The sequence below is a fragment of the Streptomyces sp. cmx-18-6 genome, assembly GCF_046548915.1.
Lineage (GTDB): Bacteria > Actinomycetota > Actinomycetes > Streptomycetales > Streptomycetaceae > Streptomyces.
The window spans coordinates 39,467-64,338 of the sequence record NZ_JAEBEP010000007.1 but is presented as its reverse complement, the minus strand read 5'-3'; the positions used below and the strand labels follow the sequence as shown (position 1 = coordinate 64,338).

At 70.1% G+C, this 24,872-nt stretch carries 20 protein-coding genes; 14 read left to right on the top strand and 6 right to left on the bottom strand.

Going from position 1 to position 24,872, the window contains the following annotated elements; translation table 11 throughout:
* Positions 1-90 precede the first annotated feature (90 nt).
* The 4 genes from ACLJPL_RS17950 to ACLJPL_RS17935 all read right to left on the bottom strand — a co-directional run bounded on the left by ACLJPL_RS17950 (position 91) and on the right by ACLJPL_RS17935 (position 3,858).
* Complete coding sequence (locus tag ACLJPL_RS17950; RefSeq protein ID WP_411081846.1) at positions 91-792, bottom strand: hypothetical protein; 702 nt, start codon at positions 790-792, stop codon at positions 91-93.
* 236 nt (positions 793-1,028) lie between these two features.
* Entirely contained in the window at positions 1,029-2,048 is a 1,020-nt protein-coding gene (locus ACLJPL_RS17945) for a tetratricopeptide repeat protein (RefSeq protein ID WP_411081845.1), read from the bottom strand.
* Between the two features lie 11 nt (positions 2,049-2,059).
* Complete coding sequence (locus ACLJPL_RS17940) at positions 2,060-2,755, bottom strand: hypothetical protein (protein WP_411081844.1); 696 nt, start codon at positions 2,753-2,755, stop codon at positions 2,060-2,062.
* Positions 2,756-2,820: 65 nt separating this feature from the next.
* Complete coding sequence (locus ACLJPL_RS17935) at positions 2,821-3,858, bottom strand: peptidoglycan DD-metalloendopeptidase family protein (protein ID WP_411081843.1); 1,038 nt, start codon at positions 3,856-3,858, stop codon at positions 2,821-2,823.
* Positions 3,859-4,184: 326 nt separating this feature from the next.
* Between ACLJPL_RS17935 and ACLJPL_RS17930 the strand changes: the two genes are divergently transcribed.
* The 14 genes from ACLJPL_RS17930 to ACLJPL_RS17865 all read left to right on the top strand — a co-directional run bounded on the left by ACLJPL_RS17930 (position 4,185) and on the right by ACLJPL_RS17865 (position 17,034).
* A complete protein-coding gene (locus tag ACLJPL_RS17930; protein ID WP_411081842.1) occupies positions 4,185-4,577 on the top strand; it encodes a DUF6668 family protein in 393 nt (130 codons plus the stop codon).
* 23 nt (positions 4,578-4,600) lie between these two features.
* Positions 4,601-4,843: a hypothetical protein gene (locus ACLJPL_RS17925; protein ID WP_411081841.1), complete on the top strand. Its 243-nt coding sequence runs from the start codon at positions 4,601-4,603 to the stop codon at positions 4,841-4,843.
* Between the two features lie 168 nt (positions 4,844-5,011).
* Positions 5,012-5,293, top strand: coding sequence for a hypothetical protein (locus ACLJPL_RS17920; RefSeq protein WP_411081840.1), 282 nt, complete (start codon positions 5,012-5,014; stop codon positions 5,291-5,293).
* 18 nt (positions 5,294-5,311) lie between these two features.
* The gene (locus tag ACLJPL_RS17915) at positions 5,312-6,112 is read left to right on the top strand and encodes a hypothetical protein (RefSeq protein WP_411081839.1); all 801 of its coding nucleotides are present in this window, start codon (positions 5,312-5,314) and stop codon (positions 6,110-6,112) included.
* Positions 6,102-7,337, top strand: a complete 1,236-nt coding sequence (locus ACLJPL_RS17910; RefSeq protein WP_411081838.1) for a hypothetical protein — start codon at positions 6,102-6,104, stop codon at positions 7,335-7,337. The genes ACLJPL_RS17915 and ACLJPL_RS17910 overlap by 11 nt, the downstream gene beginning before the upstream one ends.
* Before the next feature lie 78 nt (positions 7,338-7,415).
* The gene (locus tag ACLJPL_RS17905) at positions 7,416-7,658 is read left to right on the top strand and encodes a hypothetical protein (RefSeq protein ID WP_411081837.1); all 243 of its coding nucleotides are present in this window, start codon (positions 7,416-7,418) and stop codon (positions 7,656-7,658) included.
* Between the two features lie 35 nt (positions 7,659-7,693).
* A complete protein-coding gene (locus ACLJPL_RS17900) occupies positions 7,694-8,779 on the top strand; it encodes a zeta toxin family protein (protein WP_411081836.1) in 1,086 nt (361 codons plus the stop codon).
* 69 nt (positions 8,780-8,848) lie between these two features.
* Positions 8,849-10,327: an SCO6880 family protein gene (locus tag ACLJPL_RS17895; RefSeq protein ID WP_411082130.1), complete on the top strand. Its 1,479-nt coding sequence runs from the start codon at positions 8,849-8,851 to the stop codon at positions 10,325-10,327.
* Positions 10,328-10,407: 80 nt separating this feature from the next.
* Positions 10,408-11,874 carry an ATP/GTP-binding protein gene (locus ACLJPL_RS17890; RefSeq protein ID WP_411082129.1) on the top strand — a complete coding sequence of 489 codons (1,467 nt, stop codon included), beginning with the start codon at positions 10,408-10,410 and terminating at the stop codon, positions 11,872-11,874.
* A gap of 37 nt (positions 11,875-11,911) precedes the next feature.
* A complete protein-coding gene (locus ACLJPL_RS17885; protein ID WP_411081835.1) occupies positions 11,912-13,675 on the top strand; it encodes a type IV secretory system conjugative DNA transfer family protein in 1,764 nt (587 codons plus the stop codon).
* Positions 13,672-14,055, top strand: coding sequence for a DUF4913 domain-containing protein (locus ACLJPL_RS17880; RefSeq protein WP_411081834.1), 384 nt, complete (start codon positions 13,672-13,674; stop codon positions 14,053-14,055). Before ACLJPL_RS17885 ends, ACLJPL_RS17880 begins: the two co-directional genes overlap by 4 nt.
* A gap of 29 nt (positions 14,056-14,084) precedes the next feature.
* On the top strand, positions 14,085-15,470 hold the full coding sequence (locus tag ACLJPL_RS17875) for a hypothetical protein (RefSeq protein WP_411081833.1): 1,386 nt from the start codon (positions 14,085-14,087) through the stop codon (positions 15,468-15,470).
* A gap of 29 nt (positions 15,471-15,499) precedes the next feature.
* Positions 15,500-15,940 carry a hypothetical protein gene (locus ACLJPL_RS17870; RefSeq protein WP_411081832.1) on the top strand — a complete coding sequence of 147 codons (441 nt, stop codon included), beginning with the start codon at positions 15,500-15,502 and terminating at the stop codon, positions 15,938-15,940.
* Positions 15,937-17,034, top strand: coding sequence for a bifunctional 5,10-methylenetetrahydrofolate dehydrogenase/5,10-methenyltetrahydrofolate cyclohydrolase (locus ACLJPL_RS17865; protein ID WP_411081831.1), 1,098 nt, complete (start codon positions 15,937-15,939; stop codon positions 17,032-17,034). Before ACLJPL_RS17870 ends, ACLJPL_RS17865 begins: the two co-directional genes overlap by 4 nt.
* An 82-nt stretch (positions 17,035-17,116) precedes the next feature.
* Here the strand turns inward: ACLJPL_RS17865 and ACLJPL_RS17860 are convergent, their stop codons facing one another.
* Positions 17,117-21,016, bottom strand: coding sequence for a DNA-directed RNA polymerase subunit beta' (locus tag ACLJPL_RS17860; RefSeq protein WP_356829916.1), 3,900 nt, complete (start codon positions 21,014-21,016; stop codon positions 17,117-17,119).
* 130 nt (positions 21,017-21,146) lie between these two features.
* The gene (gene rpoB, locus ACLJPL_RS17855; RefSeq protein ID WP_411081830.1) at positions 21,147-24,632 is read right to left on the bottom strand and encodes a DNA-directed RNA polymerase subunit beta; all 3,486 of its coding nucleotides are present in this window, start codon (positions 24,630-24,632) and stop codon (positions 21,147-21,149) included.
* Positions 24,633-24,872 lie beyond the last annotated feature (240 nt).

Sequence of the window (24,872 nt, the reverse complement as noted above, 5' to 3'; positions counted from 1 at the left end):
CGCCCCCCATAATCGATCCACACCTGAAGGAGAGCCCCTCGGCCTCCCTCACGAACAGCAACTCACAAACGGCAACTCACGAACGGCAACTCACGATACATGCACAATGAAAAACACTGCGGCGAGCACTCCGCCGACCAATGCCACGCACGACTCGACCATGAACAGCGCCCAGTGCACCTTCTCCTTGCGTGTCTCCGGCTCCAGTCGACCGTATGCGGCACGCCGCCTCTCAACACCCCTCGAACGCAGCAGCTGCCGCCGCCTCCGCTTCGACTGCGGCAGGCGCTCCAGCAACCAGAAATGTTCCCTGGCCCACTTCTTCGGGCCGTCTTTCCAGAAGCCCTTGAAGAACCCGTGAACCAGGAGGCCGAATATCCAGAGCGGGAGAACCGCGATCGCGCCGGAAACCACCGACCAGATCACACTGTCCGAATCGACCACGTTCCACGCGAAGGCGAGCCCGATTCCGCCGGTTCCGTAGAGGAAGGAGATAGACGCGAAAACGCCGGCGGGTTCCGACCATCCGGGCCGCATTCCCAGGTGATCGAGCACGAGAACGCCGGCTATGAAGGCGAAAGCTCCGAGGCCGAGAAGCACCGTGCCCTCCTGGCAGGGTACGCCCGCCCGATGGCCGCAACTCCCCTGGTCTCCCGCCCGGCTGAACAGCTCCACGAGGAGCGTGACTCCCCCGTACATCAGGAATATGCCGACAACGGCCAGACCGTGGCGCAACGCCAGAGGACTGCCGGGCGTCTTTCGGCTATCGCCCAAGGCCACTGACTCGCTCATGCGACCGAAACTACCGGACATCAACCCGTCAGGGAAGGCGCCCGGAAGCCATCCGAGGCCGGCCGTGTCATTGCCGGAATCCGATCCTCTGGAAGCGCCAATTCCGGTCCTCCGGCCGGCGTCGCCCCCCCTGCGGTAGACGCACCGCCGAACGGCCCGGCCCGGCCCCGCACACGCCGGAGGTCTTCGCCATGATCCAGCCCGATCGGCGTTGACGACGCTTCTGATCAATACACCTAGCAGCGCCGCGCCAGCCGGACCATCCGGGCCCGGGCCGAGTCGAGCCGGTCCTGGTCCGCGGCGGGCAGGGTGGACCAGAGGGCGATCAGGTCACGGCCCATCCGGAGCCCCTCGCGGGGGTCGGCGACCTTGAGCCAGGCCGCCGCCGCGTTCAGCACGCTCTGCAGCGCCTGCGGGTCCTTGTGCGCGGCGCGTATCCGGGCGATCTCCAGGGAGCCTTCGAAGGCCCGGCCGGCGTCGCCCGCGACGAAGGCGACGTACGCGTTGAGCTCGCGCAGCCGCAGCGTCTCCGGCGCCTCGGGGCCGAGGCGCCCGGCGGCCTCGGCCACGCTCTGAAGGGCGAGCGTGGCGGCCCACTCGATGCGTCCGGACTGGAGCGCCTCGTGAATCCGGGCGACGGGCCCGGCGAACGGGTCGTCGACGGGGGGCCGGGGGGCCGGGGGCGGTGCCTGCGCGGGGGCCGGTGTCTGCGCGGGGGCCGATGCCTGCGCGAGGGCCGCCGTAGGGGCCGGTACGGGTGCGGGCGCCGGGGCCACCGGTGCGGGGGACGGAGCCGGTACGAGGGACGGAGCCGGTACGGGTGCGAATGCCGGAGCCGGGTCGGGTTCCGGGGCTGGGGCTGTCGCAGAGGACGGTACCGCTGCGCGTGCGGGGGCCGGAGCCGGTGCCGGGAACGGAGCCGGCGGCTGGGTGGGCGTGCCCCCGTCCCCCGCGTCCCGCAGCGGGGCCGGCTGCCCCGAGAAGGCGCTCGACCCGTCCTCCAGCACCCACAGCGGCACGACGGACCCGATCCGCTCGTCGTACACCGTGGCCGGCACGGGCTGCCCGGACGTCAGGGCGAGGCGGTACAGGTAGTCGAGCACGGCGTCCTGGGGGGTCTCGCCCACTCCCGCCACCACGGGTCGGCCGTCGACCTCGGCGAACCCGTCGGCGCGCACCCGCACCTCGACCGCCGTCGGCCCGGAAGCCGACAGCGGAGTCTCTTCCTTCCGCTTTCGGCGGCTGAACACGGACATGGATGCCTCACTCAGTTCTTTCGTGGGGGCGGAGTGGCGGAGGGGGAGGTCGGGGCGGAGGGGCGTACGGCGGGCGGCAGGACCTCTTCGACCACCCGGACGTCGGCCACGCGCCACGGGCCGCCGAGCGCGCGGGTCAGCTTCACCGAGGCCATGAGCCGGGGTCCGGGGCCGGTCCAGCCGTCCCGGCCGTGCGCCGTGCCCTCGACGAAGACCTCGCGGTAGGCGAGGGTCGGGGTGTCGGGCGGGAGGTCGTCGTCGCCGTCTTCGAACGCGAGCCGCACCGTCGTCCACGCCCGGTGCCCCGCCCAGACGTTCCAGTCCCCGCCGGTGCCGCCCGCCGAGACGTGCTCGCGCTCGGCGGCGGCGCGTGCGGGGGTGAGGTAGGGGAGGGTCCGGAGCACCGCGTCCTGGCGCCCCGCGTCGTAGGCGGTGTCGTAGCCGTAGGCGACGGTCGCCCAGGCCCGGGCGACGGAGGTCGGGTCCCCGTCGTCCGCCTTCGGCGGGGCGGGAAGCCTGCTCCGCCCGTCCAGTGGCTTCCCCCGGGGGACGGGGGCCTTGGGCGTGAAGGTGTCGGAGGCCACCGGGTCGGGGTCCGTCCCCCCGCCCGCGCCGTCGGACTCCTCCCGGAGGTCCTTCAGGCCGCAGCCGACCAGCACGGCCGCCCCCACCACGGTCACGAGCACGGTGGCGATGCTCTTCCGCATGGTCGTTCTCCTTCCGTCCCCGTCCCCGTCCCCGTTCCCGTCCACGTCCGCTGTCCGACGCCTGCTCATTTGCCGATCCAGGGCGCGGGGTTGACGTACTGGCCGTTCTCCTGCACCTCGAAGTGGAGGTGGGCGCCGGTCGAGTAGCCCGTGCTGCCGACGAGTCCGACCACCGTTCCCACGCCGACGCTCTGCCCCTTGGAGACGTTGATGGCGGACATGTGGTTGTAGGTCGTCGCGATCTGCTTGCCGCCGATCGATCCGTGGGAGACGATCACGCGGTTCCCGTAGCCGGGCGTCAGGCCGGCGAAGGTGACGACGCCTTCCTTGGCGGCGAGGATGGGCACGCCCTGCGCCACGCCGAAGTCCATTCCGGAGTGCAGCTTGTGGACCCCGGTGATGGGGTGCACGCGCATGCCGAAGGGCGAGGTGACGGGCGGGTTGCCGGAGAGCGGCATGGCCAGCCGCTGCCCGGCGGGGATCGTGCCCGTGCCGGGGCCGGAGCTGATCGCCGTGTACTTCGCCATGGCGGCCTTGATCTTGACGACGTAGCCCTGGGTCTCCTGGTACGGGGGTATGCCACCGTACTTGAGCACCGCGCCCGGACCCGCGTTGTAGGAGGCGAGGGTGAGGTCGAGCGTCGGTCCGCTCGCCTTGCCCCGGGCCTTGTACCCCTCGACCTGCTTGGCCAGGGCGCAGTCGTAACGCCCCTGGGCCATGATCGCGTCCCCCGGGTCGAAGGGGTTGATCCGGCCGTTGCCGTCGTCGTCCCGGCCCCAGGTGACCCAGGTGCCGGGCATGAACTGGGAGAGCCCCTGGGCCCCGACGGGCGAGGTCAGCCCGTTCACCCAGCCGGATTCGGCCTCGATCTGCGCGGCGATGACCGGCGCGGTGATCTGGGGGCACATGGAGCCCGCCTTCAGCACCCACGGCAGGTACTCCGGCGGTACGTGCTTCGGGTCCAGCGTACCGCCGTTGACGCCCGACATGTCGGGCCCGACGTCCCCCGCCCCCACCCCCGCGAACAGGAAGACCGGCATGACGACCAGCGCCATCGTGCCCCCCGCGAGCCACGCGACGGCGCTTCCCCCTTTTTCCGACATCGCTCCCCCGTCAGCACATTCCTGATTCCTTCCACCGAGCCGCGTTCCCGCGCGCCCGGTGGCCATCTCACGCGACTGCTGCGTCCAACGCCCAGAGATTCGCCGTACGTTATTACTGCCGGACGCTACGTGAGAGAGTTGCCGGGCGTCGACACGGGGGGCGAGGACGTATGCGACTGGAAGCGATCGGCGGGCCGGAGATCTGGCTCCGCGGACCGGCAGCCCCGCCGACCGCGGGCTCACCCGCTCCAAGTCCCGTACCGCAGTCCGGCCTTGGTGCGCCCGGTGGCTCCGCGCCGCCGGATACGGGGGGCGGGTTCTCGTGGATGAACGCCCATGGCGGGGCGGGCGCGTCCACTCTGGCGCAGCTGTGCGGGGGGCATGACGCCGGTCTCGCCTGGCCGGACGTGGCAGCCGGACAGCCGGGCGACGTCCTGCTGGTGGCACGCACCCACTCCTCGGGCCTCCAGGCGGTGTCCCGGATTCTCGACGCGGGCCGCCAGAACGGGATTCCGCCGGGCGTGACGCTCTCCGGGGTCGTCCTGGTCGCGGACGCGCCCGGTCGCCTGCCGAAGGAACTGGGCCGGCGGATCAAGGTGATCGGTTCGGTGGTGGACGTCCACCGGGTCCCCTGGGTGCCGTCCTGGCGGACCGGTAACCTCTCCGGGCCCCTGCCGCGCGAGGTCACCGCACTCCGCCGACTCGCTGCCGGCAACTGAACCGGTTTCTAGGGAAGTACGCGATGGAACTGATACTGGCCGCTCCCAGCACGAACGTCACCGGACCCCTCAACCAGATCCTCGGCTACCTCGCCTGGCTGGTCAGCGCCGCGGGCGTCCTGGGCGTCCTGATCGTCGGATCGCGGATGGCGATCGCACTACGGTCAGGGGGCGGTGACGAACACCTGACACAGTTCGCGGTCGTGATGGGGGCCTGCATCATCGGGGCGACGGCCGGGCCACTGGTCGAATTCCTGTTGTTCTAGAAGGCTTTCGTCCGCTTCTCTGTCCCGAGTAGGTCACCGTTGCGACCGGAAACGGGCGCAGCCCGAAGAAGTGCTGTCATGATGCGGCGGCGGCAGTGACGCCGAAGCGCCCTGATACACCACACATTTGAGCCCGAAACGCTCACTTCCACGGGGGGAAGATTCTCCATGTTGAGCAAGATCCGCGACGTCGTACTCGCGGCCAATGTGCCCAATCCGGGCATGGATGCGCCGCCGGCACTCACCAACAAAGTCAACGACGTGCTCGGCATCGTCGCCTGGGCGGGCACCGCGGCGGGTGTCGCGGGCGTGCTGATCACCGGAGCGATGATGGCGATCTCCATGCGTCGGGGCGAAGGCTCGGAGCACATGGGCCGGCTCGGCATGGTGCTGGGCGGCTGCGTCCTGGTCGCGACCGCGGGGCCACTCGTCACCTTCGTCTTCAACTGACCCGGGGAGGGGCGACCCATGAGTCCGCGAAGTCAGCGAAGCAGCAGTGGTGAGTGGGAGAAGCCGTTCTGGCAGCAGCCGGGCTGGCTGCTGTCCGCCGGGTTCTTCCTGGTGTTGGCGTTGCTCGGCGCCTTCGTCGTGTTCGCCGACGACGACGGGGACACGAACGCCGGTCCGGGGTCGGGGGCGACGACGGCTCCTTCCACCGACCCCACACAGGACGCCCCTTCGGGCGAGCCGTCGAACGGGACGGAGGACCCCCGGCCGGCCGGCTGCCGCACGGACGACAGCGACCAGGCGGTTCCGCCGAAGAGCCCGGCGGACCTGAAGTGGAAGGTCTATCAGGCGGACCTCGTCCCGGTGTCCGCGACCGCGGGCCCCCTCCAGTACAACGGCGTCGTCTGGTCCTGCTTCGCACGCACCCCGCTGGGCGCGGTGCTGGCGCTGCACTCCATCACCTCCAAGATGAGCGGGAGCGAGTGGAGGACGGTCGCCGACAAGCAGATCGCCAGTGGTCCCGGCAAGGACGCGTTCGTGGCGACGCGGTCCAAGGACACCGACGAGAGCGCGGCGGGGGCTCCGGGCAGCGACGGGACCTATATCGGGTTCTCCATGCTCACGTACACCAAGGACCAGGCCACGGCGATGCTCCTCATACGCATCGCCGACGGGAAGTACGGCGCCGCCACCGCGTCCGTGGTCTGGGAGGACGGGGACTGGAAGCTGCGCCCCACCTTGAAGGGCTCGCTGACGGAGAACATCACCTTCGTCGGAGGGTCGGAGGGGTTCGTCCTGTGGGGAGGCGGAGATGGCGACTAACCTGCCCAGCCCCGGGGACCTCGTCGAATGCGGGAAGAACCTGAAGGACTGCATCAAGAAGGGTGCCGAGGGCGCTGTCGACAGCGTGGTCGGAAGCGCCGTGGAATCCTTCGCGAACGCCATCGGCGCGGCCGCCTCCGAAGTCCTCAAGGCGCTCAACGGCGTCTGGATGAAGGTCGGCACCGGCAACAGCCTCAACCCCGAAGGGGGCACGGGGCTCGACATGATCATCGGCGAGACGAGGTGGCTCGTCGGCTACGTGGCCGTCGCCTCCCTCCTCGTCGCCGCGATCAGGATGGCCTACGAGCGCAAGGGCCAGTCCATGCAGCAGGCGTTCATGGGCATGTGGAAGGTCATCCTCGTCTCCACCCTCACCCCCGTGCTGGCCACCCTGCTGTACCAGGCGTCGGACGCGTACGCCCAAGAGGTGTACAGAAAAGCGAACCTGGGGGACAACGCCGAGACCATCCTCGGGGTCACCGCGCTGACCAGCCCCGGCCTGATCCTGATCTTCGGCCTGCTGGTCATGCTGGCCAGCTTCGTCCAGATCATCCTGATGTACATCCGGCTCGGCGTGCTCATCATGCTGATCGGCACCCTCCCCATCGCCGCCGCCGCCTCCATGACGGGCTGGGGTGACGGCTGGTGGAAGAAGCACATCGGCTGGCTGATCGCCTGGCTGCTCTACAAGCCGGCCGCGGCACTGATCATCTACTCGGCCACGTCCATGACCCAGAGCAGGAATGACCCGGGCCTGGAGAACACCATCGCGGGCATGGGCATGCTCATCCTCTCGGTCTTCGCCCTGCCCGCCCTGCTCAAGCTGGTCGTCCCGGCGACCGCCGCGCTCGGCGGCACCTCGGGCGGCACCGTGGCCCTCAACTTCGCCAACAGCATCGCGAGCGGTGCGGTCAGCATCGCCAGTGGCGGGGGCGGAGGCGGCGGTGGCGGAGGCGGCGGAGGCGGCGGAGGCGGCGGAGGCGGCTCGAAGAGCCCCGCGGGCTCCCCGTCCGCCGGCGCGGGCGCGGCCCCGTCGTCCGGCGCGGGCGGTGCCGGAGGCGCGGGTGCCGGCGGTGCGGCGGCCGGTGGCGCCGCGGCGGCCGCGGGCCCCGCGATGGTCGCGGTCCAAGCCGCCGCGGTGGTCGCCCAGGCGGGCATGAACGCGGCCAACGAAGTCGCGGGCTCGCTGGACGACAACGACGGTATGAAGGGCCACAACCAGTAACTCCTGCGGCGGGTGGGGCTGCGCGGCGCCCGTGCCGCCCCACCCGCCGCCGGCGGCACCACACGGAAGGACCGACCCATGACCGAGAAGCCCTCACTGCGCGAGTACCTCAGGCGTTACGCCAAGGGCGGCATCCCGCGCGAGGAGATGATCGAGACCATCGCCGCCTGGGACTTCGAAGAAGAGATCTACGACCCGCTACTCATCGAGCCCACAGGTCAGGACAACGTCTTGTCCCTGCTCAACGGTGCTGTCGTGCTCGGCAACATCACCTACGAGGACGCGGAAGAGATCCTGCGCCGCAAGAACGCGCGCGGCTGACCCGGGCAGGCCCGAAGCAAGGGAAAGGAGCGTCCATGCTGACGGGGGAATACGCTCAGCTCTACGCCGAGCTGCAACAGCGCATGGCGCGAGGCGGAGACCTCTCACCCGGCGCGGGGGACACCGCGGCGCAGTTCACCACCCAAGGCGTCTACCACAGCGACCGCCTTGCCCTGCACGCCTCCATCGTCGAACGCTTCAAAGCCGAGTACGCCAACCTGCCCCAGGGCGGACACGCCGTCCTGCTCACCGCGGGCGCGCCCGGTGCCGGGAAGAGCAGCGTGCAACAAGAACTCGGCTCCTGGCAGAACGAGGACTCCGAGCTGGGGCGACTGCTCACCTCCGCCCACGGCCTGAAGCTGGAGGACTACGTCGTCCTCGACCCGGACGAGTTCAAGCGCGCCCTCTTCGAGGCCGGAGGCATGCCCCAGCTCTCCCCCGAGCAGATGGCCCTGTCCTTCGGACGCGAGCTCACCCCGGCCGAGATGTCCGGCCTGCTCCACCGCGAAGCGTCGGAACTCCGTAACGATGTCGAGGAATGGGCTCGCAACGAGGGCTACAACCTCCTCTTCGACGCAACCCTCGCCAACGAGAACGCCAACCTCGAACTCCTCGGCAGCCTCGCCCGGGACGGATACGACCAGCGCGTCATCCTCTCCGTCGAAGTCCCCCTGGAAACCTCCCTCGCGCAGAACGCCGGACGCTGGCAGACCGGCCGCATCGCCCACGAACAGGGCACCGACCCCTACGGCGGCCGCATGGCCCCCCAGGAAATGATCCACGCCCTCTACGCCAAGAACACCACCGGCCTCGGCCACTCCATCAGCCGCCAGAACGCCGAAAAACTCGTCGAACAGGGCCTGGCCACAGGGCTGATCACCACCGAGCGCGGCGCGTTCACGCCCACCGGCACCAACACAACCGCTCCCGCGCAACAGACAACCCCCGCCTTCGCCAGGGGCGAGTTCTCCATCGGCATCGCCGCCGCCGGCAAACTGCGCTCCCCCCGGAACACCACCCCCCAGACCACGCCGAACCAGACCCAGACCCAGAACCAAGGCGCGCGCACCACCGTCGCCCCGCGACACACCCCGCCCTCCTCCGGCGGCCCCACCCGCTGACCCGACACGGAGACCTCCCCCGTACTCGTACACCCCTCCCCTGAAAGGAATCCCGTGGCCACCGAATCCATGGTGCGGCCCACCTACGGGAACTGGCGGCGCCCCCGTCGGCCCGGGCTCGGGCCTCTCGGCCTGCTGGGGACCGTCGTCGCGTTCGGCGGTCTCGTGGTCGTCCTGCTCGCCTCGCTCGTATCGATCTCCGTCGCCCTCACCGTCCTCGTCCCGCTCGCCCTGTTCCTCGGTCCGCTCGCCCTGCGGACCGCGGACGGAAGGAACGTCTACCAGATGGCCGCTATCCGGATCGGCTGGCTGAGGCGCAAGGCCAACGGCTCGCACACCTACGTCTCCGGGCCGCTCTCGCGGCGTCCCGGCGGCAGCTTCTCCCCACCCGGGCTGCTCGCCCGCGTGAAGATGCTGCACGGCACCGACGCGTACGGCCGCTCCTTCGGCGTCCTGCACCACCCGGGCCGGAACCTCTACACCGTCGTGCTCGCCTGCGAGCCGGACGGCGGCTCGCTCGTCGACCCCGAGCAGGTCGACATCTGGGTCGCCTCCTGGGGCGACTGGCTGTCCCGGCTGTCGCATGAGCCCGGTCTGCGCGGCGCCCAGGTCGTCGTGGAGACGGCCCCCGACACCGGCACCCGCCTGGCCGCCGAGGTGCTGCCCCGGATCTCCCCGGACGCCCCCGAGGCGGCCCGCGCGGTGATGGAGGAGGTCGTGGCGCGCTACCCGTCCGCCTCCTCCGAGATGCACACGTACGTCGCCCTCACCTACGGCGCCCTGCCCGGCCCGCGCCGCAAGCCCGAGGACGTGGTCACCGACCTCGCGATGCGCCTGCCCGGCCTGCTGGCCGGCCTGGTCGCGGCCGGGGGCGGTTCCGCCTCGCCGCTGTCCGAGGAGCGGATCGCGGAGATCGTCCGGGTCGCCTACGACCCGGCCATCGCGCCCGACGTGCTCGCCGTCCGCGCCGGCCAGTCGTCCCCCGGGGTGAGCTGGCAGGACTCCGGTCCGGCCGTGGCCGTGGAGACCGTGGACGGCTACAAGCACGACTCCGGCGTCTCCCGCACCTGGATGCTCACCCTGGCACCGCGCGGCACCGTCCGCTCCAGCGTGCTGCGCGGTCTCCTGGAGCCCGCCCAGGGCACCCGCCGCAAGCGCGTCTCCCTCGTCTACCGGCCGATCGACCCGGCGACCTCCGCCCGCATCGTGGAGGCCGACCGGCGCGCGGCCCACTTCATGGCGGGCTCCCGCCGGGGCCTGGTGCAGGCCCGTGCCGCCTCCGAGATGCAGGCCGCCGAGCAGACCGCCGCCGAGGAGGCGTCCGGTGCCGGCCTGGTGGAGTTCTCCCTCATGGTCACCGCCACGGTGGACAACGAGGAGGAGCTCCAGGACGCCTCGATCACCATCCGCAACCTCCAGGCGTCCTCCCGCATCCTGATGCGCCCCGCCGACCGCATGCAGGCGTCCGCCTTCACCTGCACACTGCCCGTCGGCCTCCTGCCATGGGAGTACACCCTCATCCCGTACCAGCTCAGGGAGACACTGTGAGCAGGAAGAACGTCAAGCGAACCGGGGACGCGGAGGAGTTCGGGCGGGCCGCGGACGCCAAGCAGGCCCCCCGCCGCCGGATCCCGGTCGCGCCCCCGCGCGGCTGGTCCGGCCCCGGCGGCGGGCAGGTCGCCCACGTGGACCCGCCCTCGATGTGGCGCGCCACCACGGTCCAGGCATGCGGCCTGTGGCCGTTCGCTGCCGGCTCGGGGGCGCCGATGACCGGCGTCCCGCTCGGCCAGCACCTGCACACCGGTTCAACGGTCTGCGGCGACCCGATCTCCTGGTTCACCCGCGCCCGGTACATCTCGAACCCGTCCCTGTTCATGCTCGGCATGCCGGGACTCGGCAAGTCGACGCTGGTCAACCGCATGCTGATCGGCATGACGGCCACCGGCGTGGTCCCCCTGGTCCTGGGCGACCTCAAGCCCGACTACGCGGACACCGTACGGGCCCTGGGCGGCCAGGTGATCTCCATCGGCCGCGGTGTCGGCGGCATCAACGTCCTCGACCCCGGGGCCATGGGCGAGGCGGCGGAGCGGATCGGCGGGGAGGCCGGCCGCGTCCTGCTGGCCGAGGCCCACGGCCGCGTCCTGAACATGGTGGCCGCGCTCATCACCATCATGCGCGGGCGCCCCATGGACGACCACGAGCAGTCGGTCCTCTCGGCCTGCCTGCACCACCTCAGGGAACGGTCGAAGCCCGGTCGGCCGCCGCTCCTGCCCGACCTGCTGAGGGTGCTGGACGAGGGCCCCGACCGGGTCCGCGCGGTCACCCTCGACCGGGGCGACCAGCAGCGCTATCAGAAGGCCGTCGACCCCCTGCACCGCTCGCTGATCGGCGTGCTCGACGGCCCGCTGGGCGACACCTTCGCCTCGGAGACCTCGACCCGCATCAACCCCAACGCCCCCGCCGTGTGCGTGGACATCTCCCGCATCGGCGAGGCGGACACCCAGCTGACGGCGGCGGCCATGCTCGCCGCCTGGTCCGACGGACTCGGCACGGTCGCCGCCGCGCACGCCCTGGCGGACGCCGGGCTCGCCCCGCAGCGCTGGTTCTTCACCGTCCTGGACGAGCTGTGGCGTCCGCTGCGCGCCGCCTCCGGCATCGTGGAGCGCATCGACGCGCTCACCCGCCTCAACCGCTCCCTCGGCCTCGGCGACGCCAAGATCACCCACACCCTGAAGGACGCCGAGGCGCTGGGCAACGAGGCCGACCGGGCCAAGGCCCGCGGCTTCGTCGAGCGCGCCGGCATGGTGGTGTGCGCCGGTCTGCCCCGTACCGAGATGGAGGATCTCGGCAGGGTGATCGGCATGTCCCAGCGGGAGATCGACCTGGTCTCGTCCTGGTCGTCACCGCCCGGCTGGGCGAACCCGGAGGCGAGCTCCGAGCCGCCCGGCCGGGGCCGCTTCCTGATCAAGGTGGGCGGCCGGCCCGGCATCCCCATCAAGGTCGCCATCACCGAGACCGAGCGCAACCTGCACAACACCAACACCCGCTGGGCCGGCAAGGACCTGCCCCAGCCGCGTTCCGGGGAGCACCGATGACCGACCGTCCGTCCCAGCCGCGCTCCGGAGGGCGTCCATGACCAGCCGTCCGCCCCGGGGCGGTTCCGCCTCCGCCGAGGACTACCTGCCCTGGCTGATCGTGGGCGCCGCCGCCGTGGTCTTCCTCGGCTTCCTCGGCGTGTGGCTGGGCGGGACGCTCGGCGCGGCCGTGTCCGGGTCGGGCTGGAACCCGCCCCCGTTCGGCCTCAGGACCCTCTCCTCCCTGGTCGGGGACGGCCCGGTCGCCCTCTGGCCGGAAGCCTCGCCGGCTGCCGTGATCGCCGGCATCGCCGTGACCGCGGGGCTGCTGATCGGCCTGGTCGTGGTCGTCGTCCTGCTGTTCCGCGGACGGGGCCGCCGCACCCCCGGCCTCGCCGGCCGCAAGGAGCTCGCCGCGATGCTCCCCAAGGGCGCCGCGGCCCGCGCCCTCCAGCTCCGCCCCGGCCTGAGGAAGGCGACCGGCGGCAAGCTCACCCCCGACGACACCGGCAACCTCCTCGGCAATCTGGAGCCCAACGGGCCCGAACTGCGCTCCAGTTACGAGGACGTGGAGCTGGACCTGATGGCCCCGCGCGCCGGCAAGTCCACCGGCATCGCCGTCCCCCGCGTCCTGCGCGCCCGCGGCAGCGTCCTGCTGACCTCCAACAAGTCCGACGTCTTCGCCGTGACCCGGGCCGAACGCGAACGGGTCGGCCAGGTCTGGACGTTCGACCCCCAGGGCATCGCGCACACCCCCCGGGCCCTGTGGTGGGACATGCTCGCCGACGCCCGCGACATCGAGGGCGCCCGGCGGCTCGCGGGCCACTTCGTCGGCGCGGTCAACGACGACGCCTCCAAGCGGGACTTCTGGATCTCCGCCGCCCAGAACACCCTGATGGCCCTCTTCCACGCCGCCGCCACGGGCGGGCGACGAGTCGACGAGGTCCTCAGCTGGCTCGCCGACCCGGCCGACCGCACCCCGATCGACCTGCTGCGCGACGCCGGCATGCCCGCCCTCGCCGAGCAGCTCCGGGGCACGGTCCAGGGGGCGGTCGAGACGCGGGACGGCATCTACGAGACGGCCCGCCAGTGCGTGAGCTGCCTGCTCGACCCGCGGATCGCCGCGTGGGTGACCCCCGACCCGGTGATGCCGGAGTTCCGGCCGGACCACCACGTCCTCGGCCCCGGGACCCTGTACCTGCTGTCCAAGGACGGCGGCGGCTCGGCCGCGGGCGTCATCGCCGCCGTCGCCGACTCCGTCCTGCGCGCGGGCGTCCGCGCCGCCGAACGGATGGGCGGCCGGCTCGAACCCCCGATGACCGCGATCCTCGACGAGGCCGCCAACGTCTGCCGCATCTCCGACCTGCCCGACCTGTACTCGCACCTCGGCTCGCGCGGCATCAACATCGTCACCCTGCTCCAGAGTTACCGGCAGGGCTCCCGCGTATGGGGCGAGGCGGGCATGGACGCCCTGTGGGGCGCGGCGACCGTCAAGCTCCTCGGCGCGGGCCTCGACGACGCCGACTTCGTGGAGAAGGTCTCCCGACTGGTCGGCGAGCACGACGTGCGCACCGTCAGCCACTCCCGGAGCAAGGACGGCCGGACCCGCTCCACCTCGTACCGGTTGGAACGCATCCTCCCCGCCGACCGGATCCGCGCCCTGCCCAAGGGCACGGCGCTTCTCCTCGCCACCGGCGTGCGCCCCGCCCTGATCCGGCTGCGCCCCTGGTACGCGGAGCCGGGCGCCGAGCGCATCGAGGCGGCCGCGGCGGCGGAGCTGCGGGCCATCACCGTCCGCGCCGCGAAGGAGCTGTCCCGATGAGCGCCCCCGCCGACCCCGGCCAGGCCGAGCCGCAGTTCATCCTCTACCTCGACGGACAGGCGTACGAGGAGGAGCTACGGCTGCTGGCGACCTGGGTGCACGCCCTCCTGCTGCCCGTGTACGGACGGGAGGTCACCTCCGCCGAACCCTGGTGCCCCCGCTGGTGGGAGCACCCGGAGGCGATCGCGCGGCTGCACGGCCTGTGGCTCGCCTGGCAGGAACTCACCGACCCGGCGGCCGGCCCGAGCGGCCCCGCCCTGTGGCACCGCGACCACCTGGGAGCGGTCATGCGCGAACTCCGCAGCCCCTCGGGCCCGTTCGCCGGGTGCAAACAGGGCTCCCACCGGCCCAAGGCAGCGCCGGTGGTCGAAGCGTTCTGACACGAAAACCGAGAAAGGCCGTGACAACGATGCGTACGCGAAAGGCCGTGGCGGGAGCCGCCCTGGCCGGAGTGCTCCTGACCGGATGCGCGGGGGCCGACGACCCGGCTCCGGCCGGGAAGGGCGGCGAGGACGGGAAGAAGACGTCCGCGGCGCCCCCCGCCCCTTCCGGCCCGTCGGTCCTCCTCTCCGTCCCGCCCGCCTACACCGCCGACAAGGGCTGGGAGCAGTCGCTCTCCTGGATGCCGGCGAAATACTCCTCGAAGCCGCCGGTGGCCGTGGGCGCCCGGAGCGGCACCGTCGCCTACGTGGACACCACGGAGGACGGCTACGTCGTCCAGGTCCGGGACGCGTCGACCGGCCGGATCCGCTTCACCGGCGCGCCGTGGGAGCCGCCCACCTCCATGGGGGAGGCCGGCAAGGGCTCCTACACCGGCGACGACGTGGAGCTGCCCTCCGTGTCGACCACCTTCCAGGACGGCCGCGAGTACGTCGTGCTGTGGGCGCACGGCGTCCTGGGCGGGGACGCCCTCGCCAAGGGCAAGGAGGTCGTCCGCCTCCTCGTCTACCCGATGGACGCCTCCGGCTCCGCCGTGGCGCCGAAGCGCCGAGTCGATGTCCCCGTGGATGTGTACGGGCCGAACTCCGGGAAGGGCGAGGGCGAGAAGGACCTGCGCGTCGAGGACTACGGCGGCGGGCTCCAGGTCCACTGGGACGGTACGAAGGACGTCGCCGTGGACGTGGCGAGCGGCACCATCGACGCGTGCGCGGACGCGTGCGCCGAGGGCCGGGGGCGGGTCAAGACCGCCAAGGGCTGGGTCGTGACCCGTCACGGCCTCGACCTCGTGGAGATGCCCGGCTCCTGGCACATCCAGGACGACGCCCCGCCGGGCGCCAGGTCGACGATGAACGAACACACCCTGGACGGCCAGTACATCTCGACCATCGGCGGGCACCTCCTCACCCGCTGGGGCACCGAGGCCGGGGACAACTTCTCCACCCCGCTCGTCGCCGTCCACAACGCCGCCACGGGCAAGCTGGAGACGAGCATCGTCTGCGAGCAGCCGAAGGGGGGCGACGCCGTCTCCTCTCCCAACGGCCGCTTCGTCGCCGCCGGCACCGTCGCCTTCGACCTCCAGCGCCGCCACGGCGCCTGCCTGGAGGCGGGCGAGAGCCGCAAGGCCGACGTGTCCGTCCGGTCGATCACCGACGACGGGATCGCGTACGGAGAGCTCGCCGCGGGCTTCGGACGGGACCCGGGTACGGCCGAGGTCGATCTGTCCGCCGGTGACGGGACCCCTCGCGCCCTCCCCAACGGCACGCAGGTCCCTGAGTGGACCCTGCGGGACACCGGGGTCTTCCTGACGCCCAGCCCGGTGAACGGCCTGCTCATCTCCGTCCTCAAGCACAAGTGACGGCCCCCGACCTGACCCTGGAGAGGTACGTGTCCCTTCCTGAGACCACCCAGTTGTTCCGCTGGCGGCACCGGCTCAACGGCGAGGCGTTCTCCCTGCTGCGCGCCGTGTACGACCCGAGCACCGGCCAGGCCGTGGCCGTCGTCTCCGAGCTGGCCGACAGCCCGGTCCACGGCATCACCTACGACTTCGCCGATGTCGCCGACGCCGCGCTCCCCCTACTCCGCGCGAACCTGAGCCCCCACCTCACCTCCCTGCTGTGGATCGCGCACTTCGGGGACTTCTCCTCCTACGACCCCGGTGGCCCCGAGACCTTCACCGCGATCACCCTGAAGGTCGCGGAGAACGGGTACCGGGACGACGACCAGGGCGACCGGAGGCTGACGGCCGACGAGGTCACCCGCCTGTTCCACGGCCGCCCTCTGGCTCCGGTGCCCGAAGTGCTGGCCGGCCTGGAGCCCTTGACGTGACGGAACTGGTCTCGGGCCGGGACGTACTGCGACAGGCACGCGAGCTGTACGCGCACTACCGGCCCGCCGTGGAACCGACCGGCATGAAGGTGGCGGTCATCCGCTTCACCCCGGCCGACACCGACCCGCCGGACTGGCGCGTCCGCCTGGAAGCCTCCCGGATCTCCGCCGAACAGAAGATCAAGAGCTTCGAGCACCTGGGCTTCCGGGCGGACCACGTCGTCCTGCCGCCCGGCGTCGGCCGTGGCGACTTCCGCGAGGTCCTGGAGGGCTACAACGCGGACCCCGCCACCCGCGCGATCATCGTGCAGTTCCCCCCGCCGCGCGACCTGGCCCCCCTCGTCGACGGCATGGACCCGGCCAAGGACATCGACGCCCTGCTCAAAGGCCGCTCCCCCTACCCCGCCTGCGCGACCGCCGAAGGCATCTACCGGGTCGCGGAGCCCTTCGCGACCGACCACCCCACCATCGCCGTGGTCGGCAGCAAGGGGTTCGTCGGGCAGGGAGTCGTGAACATGCTCCGGACCAACGGGCACGACCCCATGACCCTCGACCACGGCGACAGACTGGAGCGGGTCCGCGACGCCGACATCGTCATCTCCGTCACCGGCAACCCCGGCATCCTCACCCCCGACCACATCCAGCCGCACCACCGCGTCGTGATCGACTCCGGTTTCGTACCGCAGGCGGACGGCAGCGTGCGCGGCGACGTACGGGCCGATGCGTACAACATCCCGCAGAACATCACCCCCGTCCCCGGCGGCATCGGCCCGGTCGAGATGGCCACCCTCATGGAACGGGTGGTCCGCCAGGAGGTCGACCCGAACGTCGTCTCCTGGAAGGTCACCCCCGGCCCCTACCTCGAACGGGCACAGTTCACGGCGGACCGGACCACGGCCACCACCACGGCGGCGGCCACCACGACCACCGCTCCCTCGATCGCCGCCGCAGCCCGCCTGCGCGGCGCCTCGGGACCCGCGGCCGGCGCTCCCTCGGCCTCCACCCAGTCGGCCACGGCTCCCCGGATCCCGGACCGGCAGGCGGCCCCCCGGCCCCAGCTCCCGCCCCAAGGAGGCGGCGGCCCGTCCCGCTGAACGGCCCGGCCCCGCACACGCCGGAGGGCGGCCACCCCATGACGTACAGGGGTGGCCGCCCTCAGGCGTTCAAGCGACTCGCTTACTGGTTGTACGGACCGTAGTCGTAGTCCTCCAGCGGGACGGCCTGGCCGGAGCCGGTGCCGAACGGCGAGTAGTCGATGTCGTCGTAGCCCACGGCCGAGTACATCGCGGCCTTGGCCTCCTCGGTCGGCTCGACCCGGATGTTGCGGTAGCGGGACAGGCCCGTACCGGCCGGGATGAGCTTACCGATGATGACGTTCTCCTTGAGGCCGATCAGGGAGTCCGACTTGGCGTTGATCGCCGCGTCGGTCAGGACCCTGGTCGTCTCCTGGAAGGACGCCGCCGACAGCCACGACTCAGTGGCGAGCGACGCCTTGGTGATACCCATCAGCTGCGGACGGCCGGAGGCGGGGTGACCGCCCTCGGTGACCACACGACGGTTCTCGGTCTCGAACTTCGACCGCTCGACCAGCTCGCCCGGAAGCAGCTCCGCATCGCCGGACTCGATGATCGTCACCCGGCGGAGCATCTGCCGGATGATGATCTCGATGTGCTTGTCGTGGATCGACACGCCCTGCGAGTTGTAGACCTTCTGGACTTCGCCGACCAGGTGGACCTGGACCGCACGCTGGCCGAGGATGCGCAGCACGTCGTGCGGGTTGGTCGCGCCCACGGTGAGCTTCTGGCCCACCTCGACCGGGTCGCCCTCGCCCACGAGCAGACGGGCACGCTTCGAGATCGGGAACGCCGTCTCGTCGCTGCCGTCGTCCGGGGTGACGACGAGCTTCTTGGTCTTCTCGGTCTCCTCGATCCGCACGCGGCCCTTGGCCTCGGAGATCGGGGCGACACCCTTCGGCGTACGGGCCTCGAAGAGCTCGACGACTCGGGGCAGACCCTGGGTGATGTCGTCACCGGCCACACCACCGGTGTGGAAGGTACGCATCGTCAGCTGGGTGCCGGGCTCACCGATGGACTGGGCGGCGATGATGCCGACCGCCTCACCGATGTCGACCAGCTTGCCGGTGGCGAGCGAGCGTCCGTAGCAGAAGGCACAGGTGCCGACCGCGGACTCACAGGTCAGGACCGAGCGGGTCTTGACCTCCTCGACGCCGGCGCCCACCAGGGCGTCGATCAGGACGTCACCGAGGTCGACGTTGGCAGGCGCGATGACCTTGCCGTCCACCACGACGTCCTCGGCGAGCATGCGGGCGTAGACCGAGGTCTCGACGTCCTCCGTCTTGCGGAGCACGCCGTCCGCGCCCTTGACGGCGATCTTCAGCTTGAGGCCGCGGTCGGTGCCGCAGTCCTCCTCGCGGATGATCACGTCCTGCGAGACGTCCACCAGACGACGGGTCAGGTAACCCGAGTCGGCGGTACGCAGGGCGGTGTCCGCCAGACCCTTACGGGCGCCGTGCGTGGAGATGAAGTACTCCAGGACGGTGAGGCCCTCACGGAAGGACGCCTTGATCGGACGCGGGATGGTCTCGTTCTTCGCGTTCGACACCAGACCACGCATACCGGCGATCTGCCGCATCTGCATCATGTTTCCTCGGGCGCCCGAGTCAACCATCATGAAGATGGGGTTGGTCTTGGGGAAGTTCGCGTTCATCGCCTCGGCGACCTCGTTGGTCGCCTTGGTCCAGATCGCGATGAGCTCCTGCGTGCGCTCGTCCTTGGTGATCAGACCGCGCTCGTACTGCTTCTGGACCTTCTCGTCCTGGTCCTCGTAGCCCTTGACGATGGCCTTCTTGGCCTCGGGCACGACGATGTCGGAGATGGCCACGGTGACGCCCGAACGGGTCGCCCAGTGGAAGCCCGCCGCCTTCAGGTTGTCGAGCGTCGCCGCCACGATGACCTTGGGGTAGCGCTCGGCCAGGTCGTTGACGATCTCGGAGAGCTGCTTCTTGCCCACCGAGTAGTCGACGAACGGGTAGTCCTCGGGCAGCAGCTCGTTGAAGAGCGCGCGGCCCAGGCTGGTGCGCAGCCGGAAGGTGTCACCCGGCTGGTACTCGGGCTCGCCCTCCTCGGCGACCGGCGGCACCCAGCCGCGCGGCGGGATGGTGCCCACCGGGAAGCGGATGTCGACGGTGGACTGGAGCGCCAGCTCACCGGCGTCGAACGCCATGATCGCCTCGGCCGTGGAGCCGAACGCGCGGCCCTCGCCCTTGGTGTCACGGAGCACGCCGTCGGTGGTGAGGAAGAACAGCCCCAGCACCATGTCCTGGGTCGGCATGGTGACGGGACGACCGTCCGCCGGCTTCAGGATGTTGTTCGAGGACAGCATCAGGATGCGGGCCTCGGCCTGCGCCTCCGCGGAGAGCGGCAGGTGCACGGCCATCTGGTCACCGTCGAAGTCCGCGTTGAACGCGGTGCAGACGAGCGGGTGGATCTGGATGGCCTTGCCCTCGACGAGCTGCGGCTCGAATGCCTGGATGCCGAGGCGGTGCAGGGTGGGCGCACGGTTCAGCAGCACCGGGTGCTCGGCGATGACCTCTTCGAGGACGTCGTACACGACGGTGCGGCCACGCTCGACCATGCGCTTGGCCGACTTGATGTTCTGCGCGTGGTTCAGGTCCACCAGGCGCTTCATCACGAACGGCTTGAAGAGCTCCAGCGCCATGGCCTTCGGCAGACCGCACTGGTGCAGCTTGAGCTGCGGGCCGACGACGATGACGGAACGCGCGGAGTAGTCCACACGCTTGCCCAGGAGGTTCTGGCGGAAACGGCCCTGCTTGCCCTTGAGCATGTCGCTCAGGGACTTCAGGGGCCGGTTGCCGGGACCGGTGACCGGGCGACCGCGGCGGCCGTTGTCGAACAGCGCGTCGACGGCCTCCTGAAGCATCCGCTTCTCGTTGTTCACGATGATCTCGGGGGCGCCGAGGTCGAGAAGACGCTTGAGGCGGTTGTTGCGGTTGATCACACGGCGGTACAGGTCGTTCAGGTCGGAGGTCGCGAAGCGGCCACCGTCCAGCTGCACCATCGGACGCAGGTCCGGCGGGATGACCGGCACGCAGTCGAGCACCATGCCCTTGGGCTTGTTGCTGGTCTGCAGGAACGCGGAGACGACCTTGAGGCGCTTGAGCGCACGGGTCTTCTTCTGGCCCTTGCCGGTGCGGATGATCTCGCGGAGGCGCTCGGCCTCCTCGTCGAGGTCGAAGGACTCCAGGCGCTTCTGCAGCGCGGCGGCACCCATGCAGCCGTCGAAGTACGTGCCGAAGCGGTCACGCAGCTCGCGGTAGAGCAGCTCGTCGCCCTCCAGGTCCTGGACCTTGAGGTTCTTGAAGCGGCTCCACACCTCGTCGAGGCGGTCGATCTCGCGCTGCGCACGGTCGCGCAGCTGCTTCATCTCGCGCTCGGCGCCTTCGCGCACCTTGCGGCGTACGTCGGCCTTGGCGCCCTCGGCCTCCAGCTCGGCTAGGTCGGTCTCGAGCTTCTTGGCGCGGGCCTCCAGGTCGGAGTCACGGCGGTTCTCGGTCTGCTGGCGCTCGACGGAGACGTGCGCCTCCAGGGACGGCAGGTCGCGGGTACGACGCTCCTCGTCCACGAACGTGATCATGTACGCGGCGAAGTAGATGACCTTCTCGAGGTCCTTCGGCGCGAGGTCCAGCAGGTATCCGAGGCGCGACGGGACGCCCTTGAAGTACCAGATGTGGGTGACGGGAGCGGCGAGCTCGATGTGGCCCATCCGCTCACGACGCACCTTGGCGCGAGTGACCTCGACGCCGCAGCGCTCACAGATGATGCCCTTGAAGCGGACACGCTTGTACTTGCCGCAGTAGCACTCCCAGTCCCGGGTCGGACCGAAGATCTTCTCGCAGAAGAGTCCGTCCTTTTCGGGCTTGAGCGTGCGGTAGTTGATGGTCTCCGGCTTCTTCACTTCGCCGTGGGACCAGGTCCGGATGTCGTCCGCGGTGGCAAGGCCGATCCGCAGCTCGTCGAAGAAGTTGACGTCGAGCACTTGTCGTCAATCCCTCTTTCGGGGGTTCGAGCCCCCTCGCTCGGAAGCGAGAAATCGGGGCACTTCAGCAATGGTCTGAACGGGTCCGGGGAGAGCCGGCCGGATCACGGGGATCCGGCCGGCGAACCCGTCAGACCTCTTCGACGCTGCTCGGCTCTCGCCGGGACAGGTCGATACCGAGCTCCTCCGCTGCGCGGAAGACGTCCTCGTCCGTGTCGCGCATCTCGATGGACATGCCGTCCGAGGAGAGCACCTCCACGTTGAGGCAGAGCGACTGCATTTCCTTGATGAGCACCTTGAAGGACTCGGGGATGCCCGGCTCGGGGATGTTCTCGCCCTTGACGATGGCCTCGTAGACCTTCACGCGGCCGGTCACGTCGTCGGACTTGATCGTCAGCAGCTCCTGGAGGGCGTACGCGGCGCCGTATGCCTCCAGCGCCCACACCTCCATCTCACCGAAGCGCTGTCCACCGAACTGAGCCTTACCACCCAGCGGCTGCTGGGTGATCATCGAGTACGGACCGGTCGAACGCGCGTGCAGCTTGTCGTCGACCAGGTGGTGGAGCTTGAGGATGTACATGAACCCGACCGAGACCGGGTCCGGGAACGGCTCGCCGGAGCGGCCGTCGTACAGCTTGGCCTTGCCGGAGGGCTGGACCAGGCGGTCGCCGTCGCGGTTGGGGATCGTGGCCTCGAAGAGACCGGAGATCTCGTCCTCGCGCGCACCGTCGAAGACGGGCGTGGCGACGTTGGTGCCGGGCGGAACCTGGTCGGCGCCGATGGCCTGCAGGCGCTTGGCCCACTCGTCACCGAGGCCGGAGACGTCCCAGCCGCGGCTGGCGAGCCAGCCGAGGTGGATCTCCAGGACCTGTCCCGGGTTCATTCGGGACGGGACGCCCAGCGGGTTGAGGATGATGTCGACCGGGGTGCCGTCCTCCAGGAACGGCATGTCCTCGATCGGCAGGATCTTGGAGATGACGCCCTTGTTGCCGTGACGGCCGGCGAGCTTGTCACCATCGGTGATCTTGCGCTTCTGCGCGACGTAGACGCGGACCAGCTGGTTCACGCCCGGCGGCAGCTCGTCGCCCTCTTCGCGGTCGAAGACGCGGACGCCGATGACCTTGCCGATCTCACCGTGCGGCACCTTCAGCGAGGTGTCGCGCACCTCGCGCGCCTTCTCACCGAAGATCGCGCGGAGCAGGCGCTCCTCGGGGGTCAGCTCGGTCTCGCCCTTGGGCGTGACCTTGCCGACGAGGATGTCGCCGGCGACGACCTCGGCGCCGATCCGGATGATGCCGCGCTCGTCGAGGTCGGCGAGGACCTCTTCGGAGACGTTCGGGATGTCCCGGGTGATCTCCTCCGGGCCGAGCTTGGTGTCACGGGCGTCGACCTCGTGCTCCTCGATGTGGATCGAGGAGAGGACGTCGTCCTGCACGAGGCGCTGCGACAGGATGATCGCGTCCTCGTAGTTGTGACCCTCCCACGGCATGAACGCCACGAGGAGGTTCTTGCCGAGGGCCATCTCACCGTTCTCGGTGGCCGGACCGTCGGCGAGGACCTGCTCCGCGATGACCCGGTCGCCCTCGGAGACGACGACCTTCTGGTTCACCGAGGTGCCCTGGTTGGAGCGCATGAACTTGGCGATGCGGTACGTGGTGTACGTGCCGTCGTCGTTCGTGACGGTGACGTAGTCCGCGGAGACCTCCTGGACCACACCGTCCTTCTCGGCCTTGAGCACGTCACCGGCGTCGGTGGCGCAGCGGTACTCCATGCCGGTGCCGACGAGCGGGGCCTCGGACTTGATGAGCGGCACCGCCTGCCGCATCATGTTCGCGCCCATGAGGGCGCGGTTGGCGTCGTCGTGCTCCAGGAAGGGGATCATCGCGGTGGCGACGGACACCATCTGGCGCGGCGAGACGTCCATGTAGTCGACCTCCGTGCCGGGCACGTAGTCGACCTCCCCGCCACGGCGGCGGACCAGGACGCGGGGCTCGGTGAAGCGCAGCTCGTCGGAGAGGATCGCGTTCGCCTGAGCGATGACGAAGCGGTCCTCCTCGTCGGCCGTGATGTAGTCGACGTCGTCGGTGACCTGGCCGTCGACGACCTTGCGGTACGGCGTCTCGATGAAGCCGAACGCGTTGACGCGGCCGTACGAGGCGAGCGAACCGATCAGGCCGATGTTCGGGCCTTCCGGGGTCTCGATCGGACACATGCGCCCGTAGTGGGACGGGTGCACGTCACGGACCTCGAAGCCGGCCCGCTCACGGGAGAGGCCACCCGGGCCAAGAGCCGACAGACGGCGCTTGTGGGTGAGACCCGACAGCGGGTTGTTCTGGTCCATGAACTGCGACAGCTGGCTGGTGCCGAAGAACTCCTTGATGGAGGCGACGACCGGCCGGATGTTGATCAGGGTCTGCGGCGTGATGGCCTCGACGTCCTGGGTCGTCATGCGCTCACGCACGACACGCTCCATCCGCGCCAGGCCCGTGCGGACCTGGTTCTGGATGAGCTCGCCGACGTTGCGCAGACGACGGTTGCCGAAGTGGTCGATGTCGTCGGTCTCGACGACGATCTCCCGGCCCGACTCACCGGTCGTCTCGGTCTCACCGGCGTGCAGCTTGACCAGGTACTTGATGGTCGCGATGACGTCGTCGGTGGTGAGCACCCCGGCGTCCAGCGGCTCATCGGCGCCGAGCTTCTTGTTCACCTTGTAGCGGCCGACCTTCGCGAGGTCGTAGCGCTTCGGGTTGAAGTAGAGGTTCTCGAGCAGCGTCTGAGCGGCCTCGCGCGTGGGCGGCTCGCCCGGGCGCAGCTTGCGGTAGATGTCGAGCAGCGCGTCGTCCTGGCCCTGGGTGTGGTCCTTCTCCAGGGTGGCGCGCATCGACTCGTACTCGCCGAACTCCTCGAGGATCTGCTCGGTGCTCCAGCCGAGAGCCTTCAGGAGGACGGTGACGGACTGCTTGCGCTTGCGGTCGATGCGGACACCGACCATGTCGCGCTTGTCGATCTCCATCTCCAGCCAGGCGCCCCGGGAGGGGATGATCTTGGCGGAGAAGATGTCCTTGTCGGACGTCTTGTCGATGGAGGAGTCGAAGTAGACACCCGGCGAGCGGACCAGCTGCGACACGACGACACGCTCGGTGCCGTTGATGACGAAGGTGCCCTTGTTGGTCATGAGCGGGAAATCGCCCATGAAGACCGTCTGGGACTTGATCTCGCCGGTCTCGTTGTTGGTGAACTCGGCCGTGACGAAGAGCGGCGCGGCGAACGTGAAGTCGCGCTCCTTGCACTCGTCGATCGAGTTCTTGGGGGGCTCGAAGCGGTGGTCGCGGAACGTAAGCGACATCGACCCGGAGAAGTCCTCGATCGGTGAGATCTCCTCGAAGATCTCCTCCAGGCCGGACTTGGTGGGGACGTCTTGCCCACTGTCCAGAGCAGCCTCGACGCGAGCCTTCCAGGCGGCGTTGCCGAGGAGCCAGTCAAAGCTCTCGGTCTGCAGCGCGAGGAGGTTCGGAACCTCGAGGGGCTCCTTGATCTTTGCAAAAGAGATGCGCAGCGGGGCGGTGCTGGCACCGTTGTTCGTATTCGCGGTCGAGGCGTTGCGCGAGGCGGCCAAGAGGGGGTCCTTCCGAGGGCTCGGACTCACTACGCGCGTACCGGTCCCACAATGGGCACAGAGACACACCGTCCTGATTCGGCCGGAAACGGCCAGCTCAGAGAGGATCAGTCATCGGTGCTCAAGCGTGGGCATGCCCCTGGTGACGGGCAGGAGGCAGCTAACAGGCAGCGCAAAGGGTCAGTGTAGCCAAGCGGCACACTGATGTCCAGTCGGGGTTCTCAGAGACCCACGTTGCTC

What these genes read in the sequence shown, in the direction of transcription:
- ACLJPL_RS17950 (WP_411081846.1), bottom strand. Translation starts at nt 792, where the DNA reads ATGAGCGAGTCAGTGGCCTTGGGCGATAGCCGAAAGACGCCCGGCAGT.
- ACLJPL_RS17945 (WP_411081845.1), bottom strand. Translation starts at nt 2,048, where the DNA reads ATGTCCGTGTTCAGCCGCCGAAAGCGGAAGGAAGAGACTCCGCTGTCG.
- ACLJPL_RS17940 (WP_411081844.1), bottom strand. Translation starts at nt 2,755, where the DNA reads ATGCGGAAGAGCATCGCCACCGTGCTCGTGACCGTGGTGGGGGCGGCC.
- ACLJPL_RS17935 (WP_411081843.1), bottom strand. Translation starts at nt 3,858, where the DNA reads ATGTCGGAAAAAGGGGGAAGCGCCGTCGCGTGGCTCGCGGGGGGCACG.
- ACLJPL_RS17930 (WP_411081842.1), top strand. Translation starts at nt 4,185, where the DNA reads ATGAACGCCCATGGCGGGGCGGGCGCGTCCACTCTGGCGCAGCTGTGC.
- ACLJPL_RS17925 (WP_411081841.1), top strand. Translation starts at nt 4,601, where the DNA reads ATGGAACTGATACTGGCCGCTCCCAGCACGAACGTCACCGGACCCCTC.
- ACLJPL_RS17920 (WP_411081840.1), top strand. Translation starts at nt 5,012, where the DNA reads ATGTTGAGCAAGATCCGCGACGTCGTACTCGCGGCCAATGTGCCCAAT.
- ACLJPL_RS17915 (WP_411081839.1), top strand. Translation starts at nt 5,312, where the DNA reads ATGAGTCCGCGAAGTCAGCGAAGCAGCAGTGGTGAGTGGGAGAAGCCG.
- ACLJPL_RS17910 (WP_411081838.1), top strand. Translation starts at nt 6,102, where the DNA reads ATGGCGACTAACCTGCCCAGCCCCGGGGACCTCGTCGAATGCGGGAAG.
- ACLJPL_RS17905 (WP_411081837.1), top strand. Translation starts at nt 7,416, where the DNA reads ATGACCGAGAAGCCCTCACTGCGCGAGTACCTCAGGCGTTACGCCAAG.
- ACLJPL_RS17900 (WP_411081836.1), top strand. Translation starts at nt 7,694, where the DNA reads ATGCTGACGGGGGAATACGCTCAGCTCTACGCCGAGCTGCAACAGCGC.
- ACLJPL_RS17895 (WP_411082130.1), top strand. Translation starts at nt 8,849, where the DNA reads ATGGTGCGGCCCACCTACGGGAACTGGCGGCGCCCCCGTCGGCCCGGG.
- ACLJPL_RS17885 (WP_411081835.1), top strand. Translation starts at nt 11,912, where the DNA reads ATGACCAGCCGTCCGCCCCGGGGCGGTTCCGCCTCCGCCGAGGACTAC.
- ACLJPL_RS17880 (WP_411081834.1), top strand. Translation starts at nt 13,672, where the DNA reads ATGAGCGCCCCCGCCGACCCCGGCCAGGCCGAGCCGCAGTTCATCCTC.
- ACLJPL_RS17875 (WP_411081833.1), top strand. Translation starts at nt 14,085, where the DNA reads ATGCGTACGCGAAAGGCCGTGGCGGGAGCCGCCCTGGCCGGAGTGCTC.